Genomic DNA, 6,009 nt, shown 5'->3' on the forward strand with positions numbered 1-6,009 from the left:
CCTACCTTCGACTTTACTGGAAGCAATAACGTAAAAATTCTTCCATCAGACCTCGACCTCAACGCTGTGCTTGCCATCTATGGTTCAGACGGTTTCGCATCACCGAACCCCAACCCAGGCGGCACCTTCCCCTAGCAGAAACCTAGCATAAAGCCAGATAGTAAATAGATAGAGGCAAGACCTAGAGTGCTATTCTATGCTACGAAGAACTTAGAAAGGATGATTCGGCTCAGTAGGCAAGATCAGTACGCTGCGAAGTAGATCTATGCCCGCCACCAACAGATACAACATTAAAGTATAATTTAGTTAACACTTTCGGATCTAGTGGCAACGGTCTTTGGCAGAAAGATTTGTTTAGTCGCCTAGAGCTTCCATCAGTTTTTCGAAACATCCTCTCCACCGTGACATTAAAAGCAGAAACAAAGCTAGCTCAACAACCAAAAATGCAGCAAAACATCGATGTCTCTTAACTATTACATCTTCTGGTATTACCACTTAGAATTGACAACCCCAAAGAGTAAGCCTTAATTAGAAGCTTCGCTGTAAACCCCCTTCTGATGAAGTCAGGGTTTCCTGAGGAGTCGGCTTCGCCCTATACTTTGCTTAGAAGTGGCGATGCGTTCATCTTTAGGTGTGTGACGTTTGCTGACTTTAAGTCTGCTATATTCGAGCGCTTTGGTTCAGGCGGGGGCGTAATACTATATGAGGTTGGTTTAGCTTGTGGCGCTAGGTCTTGTGAGAGGCTTATGAAGGAGTTCGGCGATAGGGTTGGTGTCTTAAGGTTCTTTTCTGAGTATAAGTTGAGGGAGGGTTGGTTCAAGATGATCTTGGATTCGTTTGATGCTGAGCTTTGCTCGGGTAGAATTGTTTGTGAGGGTGTGTTCGAGGCTAAGGGCTTCAAGTCTGATAAGCCATCCTGCTTCTTCACAAAAGGCTTTCTTAAGGGCTTCTTAACCACACTCTACGCCAAAGAGGTTTCGGTAGAAGAGATTTCGTGCTCATCTAAGGGTGACGAGAAATGCGTGTTCGAGGTTGAAATGAAGAAGTAGCTTGCTTATGTGATGCGCCTATACACGGCGCTTCGATCCAACATAGATGCTTCAGCTAAGATCTTGGCGCATTGGTAGATCAAGCTCTTATCAGAAGCCTCTAGCTCGATAGTCTCTAGCTTTTCGAGCCTACGGTAGATTGGTGTCAGATTTGGTGTCGGATTTTTGCTGAAAAAATTTTTTCCTGCTGGAACCTGACACTAAATCCGACATTAAAATCCGACACTGACCATTTCATCGCCTTTTTACGCTTCGCCTAGTGAGATTTCTAGCCTAGAGAGTTTCTTCTCAGACTCTATGTTAAGTTCTTTAAGCGCTGAGCCGCAGAGTTTAAGCGGTTTTATGGTTAGATCGTAGAATTTGTGTGCGTTCTTAGTATCTCCTTCGTCTAAATAGGCCTGTGCTTTTGTGTATAGTTGCCATGCTAATGAGGCTGTCTCCAATCCGCCAGGCCAGACAGAGAATCGGAGCTCAACTCATTAAACCATACCCAAACATGTAGCTCCTAGTTACCATCCTTAGCCACACTAACAGTTAGAGTCATGTTTCCACTCACGGTTGGGCGGTAGTATGCCGAAACTCAGCCCTCAGCTTCTGTTAACCTACTCTCGTCTGGGACCATATCAAGTCGCTTCAGCTTCTCGGCGACCGAAGCGGAAGAAGCCTTAACACCACTTAATCAGCTACGAATTAGCAGAAAAATGTGCTTAAACTATGAGAGATTTAACCCGCAGCTATGACCTCAATGACGACCTTGAACTCGTAGTTAGCCTGGGGTACCACCTTTCCGGTTGCTCCCTCCTCCTGACGAGCCCTCCTCGTCAGCGAGCCTCCAGATACCCTCGCCTGGCCTTAGTAGAACGATCCCCAAAGCGTCGATCAACCTATCGCTCAATATCACCTCGTCTTCACCAGGCGTGATGACGGTGCTCGCCTCCACCGGGCCTACTTCCCTCTAACCAGCTAAAACGCTCACTCTGACTAGCCTCCTGATCAAGAAGGTGTTCACTATCGCGCCCCCACACCCCATACTCCCTAACTTCTGAGCCGGTTGGGAGCTCTGGGTATAGACCGAACCTTTCGGCGACTCGCGTCGGGATGACTACTTCAGGCTCCTCGGCCTCGTAGCCGGAGTTGGCCAGAGCTGTCGTGGCGACTCCGCCCCAACTCGACTCCAGCCTAACCCTCACCCTAACCGCCATTGTGTTGGGTCACCGCAGCCTCGCGAATTTACCCACCCTTCTGAGCTTGCCTACACGCCTGAACTTACCCGCCCTCGGTTTCGTAGGTTGATTACTACCCAACACCTAACCACTACACATGCTACAGCGAACCCATATAAACCTTCACCCCACTTTTTGTTCGCTTCCCACCCGTTTAACAATCTGCTTGTATTAAGATTATCTTGTTCCTACGAGGTTCTGTTTCCAGTGTTCGTGGTGCTCACGGTCTATTCCATTTACAACTGGCGAAGTTGTTCAAAGCCGCTTTAGCAGAGAAGGAGCAACACCAAGAGTAAATCAGGAAAAGGGGAAAGTTAAACATTTCACCACACTAGCACGGAGAGCAATCTAAACACACAAAAAGACCGGAAAGAAGAAACCATTTGCAAAAATCATCTCCGCATATGGGAAGATGCCTAAAATAGAGTAGCCTCAAGCAAAAACTATATTCAACGCTTTAGTTTACTGTGGTGGTTGGTGTGGGTTGAAGGAGGGTTGGAGGAGTAGGATAGTGGTTGACCCTAAGGTTCTAGCTGGGAAGCCTGTTATCAAGGGTACGAGGGTATCTGTTGAGTTCATCTTGGATCTGCTCGCCAATGGTTGGAGCGTTAGAAGCATGTTGAGAAACTACCCTCAGCTGAAAAAGGAGGATGTTATCGCCGCTCTAAAGTATGCTGCTGAGGTTCTGAAGGAAGAGAAGGTCTACCCACTTCCTTGATCAAACTCTTAGCCGATGAGAACATACCGGTTGAGGCTGTGGCATTCGGTATATTTAGCCCCATATTACTCCCCATGGTGGTCGAAGACTATCATCGTCCCATTAACATCAGAAATTCTCTTCGCCAATAGGGCGAGAAGATTAAATTTTCCGCCTCCAGTTGTAACCAATATGGCGAGGTGTCTTGAAGCCACTTTGTCGAGGTTAACGGAGACAGGTACTTCAGGGTTTCTCAGCAAACTGCCAACTTTCGCCCACTGGTCTCCTTCTTTACAGAAGACCCTCTTAAGGTCAGAGTATGAGGCTTCTCGAACTTCACTTCCAGGCTCAGGGGCTAAGGATGGAATGGTGACTACACCATTTCAGGTCCTGTAGCATCCCCATTGTTTTCACAACCGCAAGATAGCCCTTGTCCCTCTTATTTCTTGAAGCGGCAACTTTCCCCTCTAGGGCTGTGTAATAGTTGTCTGCTGTCGCCAAAAGGCTGCTTCTAACCAGAGATGCTTCAACCAAACCCAATATGTGTCCTTCTGGAGATTCTACAGTAACATATTCTCCGACCTTTACTCCCCTCTTGGCTATGAAATTGAATCTGTAGGGCTTCTCCAGCCGCGATTCCTAAGGGCTCATTCTCCAAGAACATCTCTTCCTCCTATCTCAGCACACAAGCCGAGCATGTTCGCTAACCTTTCAAGGTCATCGTTTGTGACCTTACATTGTTCATGTGCTAAGCGGAGAACGTAAGGATAACCTGAAACGCTTGAAGTCTGCAGTACGTCTATTAGTCTTCCTGCCTCGCTTTTGCTAATCTTTCCAGGCGCCTCAACTCTTATGCATGGCTTGTTATCAGACAGCCTCACATAGAAAATGGTTACTCCGACATTGTCGTAGTACGGTTTAAAATATCCTGGTAACGAGCCTACATGGTTAAGGTAGAAGATGTCCCCAAAGATTCCACCAAGCATTATATTGCTTGAAGATGCTTTTGAGATAAAGACGACGTTCTCTTGTCCCATCAACTCTCTAGCGTACTCATAGAATTTTGTCGGCTTCCTTATTTCTTCTATCATAAAATCTTGCTAGGACTGAGCCGTCGATGAGCGCGAAATCTGACTTTTTAACGCTCCCCATAGCTAACTCATATTCAAATTCCATCCGCCTACTTTGAAGTTCCGTTCGGGGTCGTAGACAATCTCTCCGTTCTCCTCAACGGATAATGTACCAACACCGAGGTTAAAGAGAGGTTCAACCGTGTAAGAGCAGTCTCTTAGAATGGAGACTGCTTCTACAGCGAAGAGGTAAAACCCTTGATATGGAATGAAGTTCCAGCTGCTGTCTATGCCAGCCAGCTGAGACACTCCCAGATTTGAAGTGTAACTGTTCCAAAGACTCTTCGCCTCCAGCATTATCTCTTTGCCTAGACCGAGATTAACACCACTAACTATAGCATCCTGTAAGTTTATATGGATGCTTTTATAATCACAATTATCGGGTGGTTTTTGGGCGAAACAGTTTTGAAGAAGGTTGAAGAAATTGGAAAGAAGCTCGATGAACTGAGGGATTTTCTTGAAGATGTCTTCTTAACCACTGAGGAGTACACGTTGTTGAAGGAAACCGATGAAATCGTTAAAAGCAAACGCTTTAGCGAGTTGAAGTCTCTTAATGAAGTTTAGAGTTCTCATCCATAAAAAAGCGGATGAGTTCTTAAAGGGACTAAAATCTGAAGACAAGCAGCGCATAGTTGATAAGCTTAAGCAGCTTGAAGATTTTCTGATACTTCATATCTTTGGCGAAGTAGGTGGCGGTGCTTAGAATCCGCTACGCATTCAAACATAAAGGGCTTATCCAGACACCTTCAGAAGACACGGCATGAAGACTAAAAGCCTCAGCTACCTTCAAAAAACTCATCTATAACAACGCCGTGTGAAGCCCTCTAGATTCAGCTATCAAAAGAGTCAACCTACGTTTATGGAGCCGATGAGCCTCCTGCACACTTCATGTGTTCTTCCTGCTCGTCGCGTGGCGTCTTCTGCGTCCCCCCTACTTATGACCTCTTCAGGGGTTAGGAAGGCCTCCTCCCCACCATACAGACTAATCTCCCTCTTTTTGACGAGGATTCTGCTAGTCTCCTGCAGAAACCCCAGCTCAGCCCTAAACCATTCTGGAAACCTCCACCCAACATCAACTAAGATATCCGACACATCGTGAATCTTAGAACTCATCTCCAAATTCCGTGTCTTAGTTGGATGATTATGGATGCTATGGTTGCTAGGGCTTTGTATGTTGATGCTAGCCTTTCGTATCTTATTGTTATTCTTCTGAAGCTTTTGATCCATGCGAAGAATCTTTCTGCTGCGCTTCTCATCTTCTTGTGTGTGGTTTGGTTGTATGGTTTTGGCTTTCTACCGTTTCTTGGGTTTACTGGTATGTTGGCTTGTATGCCCATTTGGTTTAGGGTGCTTCTTATGTGCTCTGTGTCGTATGCTGAGTCTGCGTAGAGCTGGGTTGGCTTTGCTGTTAATTCTTCGATGAGTGTTGTTAGCTTCTTTGAGTCGTGCTCGCTTCCAGGCCCCACTACTATGCTTAGAGGCATAGAATTTCTATCCACGCATGCGTGTATCTTTGAGCCCTTCTTATGTTTGAAGCCATCGTACCCTACCTCTTCTCCCCCTTTTTAGCCTCTACCGTTGTGCTATCAACAGCGACCACCTCGTGCCCCCTTATCGACGCTAGCGCTTTAAGTATCCTATCCCATACTCCTTCAACCTGCCAACGCTTAAGCCTCTTCCAAGCAGTCTTATACGAGCCATACCTTAGAGGCATATCCATCCACCTACAGCCAGTAGTGAGCACGTATAGTATGCCATTTATGACGCGCCTATCATCAGCCCTAGGCCTACCAACCCTAGCCCTAGGAGGTAGTAGAGGCTCTATAACCTCCCACTCACCATCACTAAGCTCACAAAACTCCACAACACACCAAACCTAGAGGATGCTTAAATAGTTTAGAGACAAGTTC

General features: G+C 46.3%; 12 protein-coding genes. 4 read left to right on the top strand and 8 right to left on the bottom strand.

The genetic code is table 11. The features are described 5' to 3' along the window. Positions 1-557 precede the first annotated feature (557 nt). On the top strand, positions 558-1,049 hold the full coding sequence (locus tag HA494_02845) for a hypothetical protein (GenBank protein ID NHV96713.1): 492 nt from the start codon (positions 558-560) through the stop codon (positions 1,047-1,049). Between the two features lie 245 nt (positions 1,050-1,294). On the opposite strand, the gene HA494_02850 is transcribed toward HA494_02845, so the two are convergent. Beyond that, the gene (locus HA494_02850; protein NHV96714.1) at positions 1,295-1,492 is read right to left on the bottom strand and encodes a hypothetical protein; all 198 of its coding nucleotides are present in this window, start codon (positions 1,490-1,492) and stop codon (positions 1,295-1,297) included. A gap of 1,264 nt (positions 1,493-2,756) precedes the next feature. Here HA494_02850 and HA494_02855 point away from each other — a divergent pair. Beyond that, positions 2,757-2,990 (top strand): DUF433 domain-containing protein, encoded by a 234-nt coding sequence (locus HA494_02855; GenBank protein ID NHV96715.1) that lies wholly within the window; start codon positions 2,757-2,759, stop codon positions 2,988-2,990. A gap of 65 nt (positions 2,991-3,055) precedes the next feature. Here the strand turns inward: HA494_02855 and HA494_02860 are convergent, their stop codons facing one another. The 4 genes from HA494_02860 to HA494_02875 form a co-directional block, all read right to left on the bottom strand. Next, positions 3,056-3,229 carry an ATP-binding protein gene (locus HA494_02860; GenBank protein ID NHV96716.1) on the bottom strand — a complete coding sequence of 58 codons (174 nt, stop codon included), beginning with the start codon at positions 3,227-3,229 and terminating at the stop codon, positions 3,056-3,058. Between the two features lie 88 nt (positions 3,230-3,317). Continuing rightward, positions 3,318-3,503 carry a hypothetical protein gene (locus tag HA494_02865; GenBank protein NHV96717.1) on the bottom strand — a complete coding sequence of 62 codons (186 nt, stop codon included), beginning with the start codon at positions 3,501-3,503 and terminating at the stop codon, positions 3,318-3,320. A 113-nt stretch (positions 3,504-3,616) separates the two neighbouring features. After that, positions 3,617-4,060, bottom strand: coding sequence for a DNA double-strand break repair nuclease NurA (locus tag HA494_02870; GenBank protein ID NHV96718.1), 444 nt, complete (start codon positions 4,058-4,060; stop codon positions 3,617-3,619). A gap of 63 nt (positions 4,061-4,123) precedes the next feature. Next, a complete protein-coding gene (locus HA494_02875; GenBank protein NHV96719.1) occupies positions 4,124-4,396 on the bottom strand; it encodes a hypothetical protein in 273 nt (90 codons plus the stop codon). A 93-nt stretch (positions 4,397-4,489) separates the two neighbouring features. Here HA494_02875 and HA494_02880 point away from each other — a divergent pair, with 93 nt between their 5' ends. Then, complete coding sequence (locus HA494_02880; GenBank protein NHV96720.1) at positions 4,490-4,663, top strand: hypothetical protein; 174 nt, start codon at positions 4,490-4,492, stop codon at positions 4,661-4,663. Continuing rightward, positions 4,653-4,802 (top strand): hypothetical protein, encoded by a 150-nt coding sequence (locus HA494_02885; protein ID NHV96721.1) that lies wholly within the window; start codon positions 4,653-4,655, stop codon positions 4,800-4,802. The genes HA494_02880 and HA494_02885 overlap by 11 nt, the downstream gene beginning before the upstream one ends. 143 nt (positions 4,803-4,945) lie before the next feature. Here the strand turns inward: HA494_02885 and HA494_02890 are convergent, their stop codons facing one another. Genes HA494_02890 through HA494_02900 form a run of 3 tightly spaced genes read right to left on the bottom strand, consistent with a single transcriptional unit; the run spans position 4,946 to position 5,963 of the window. Next, positions 4,946-5,212 (bottom strand): hypothetical protein, encoded by a 267-nt coding sequence (locus tag HA494_02890; GenBank protein NHV96722.1) that lies wholly within the window; start codon positions 5,210-5,212, stop codon positions 4,946-4,948. After that, positions 5,209-5,610, bottom strand: a complete 402-nt coding sequence (locus HA494_02895; protein NHV96723.1) for a transposase — start codon at positions 5,608-5,610, stop codon at positions 5,209-5,211. Before HA494_02895 ends, HA494_02890 begins: the two co-directional genes overlap by 4 nt. A 35-nt stretch (positions 5,611-5,645) precedes the next feature. After that, on the bottom strand, positions 5,646-5,963 hold the full coding sequence (locus HA494_02900) for an IS5 family transposase (GenBank protein NHV96724.1): 318 nt from the start codon (positions 5,961-5,963) through the stop codon (positions 5,646-5,648). Positions 5,964-6,009: the final 46 nt, after the last annotated feature.

It is taken from the genome of Nitrososphaerota archaeon, from assembly GCA_011605775.1.
Classification (GTDB): Archaea; Thermoproteota; Nitrososphaeria; order Nitrososphaerales; family JAAOZN01; genus JAAOZN01.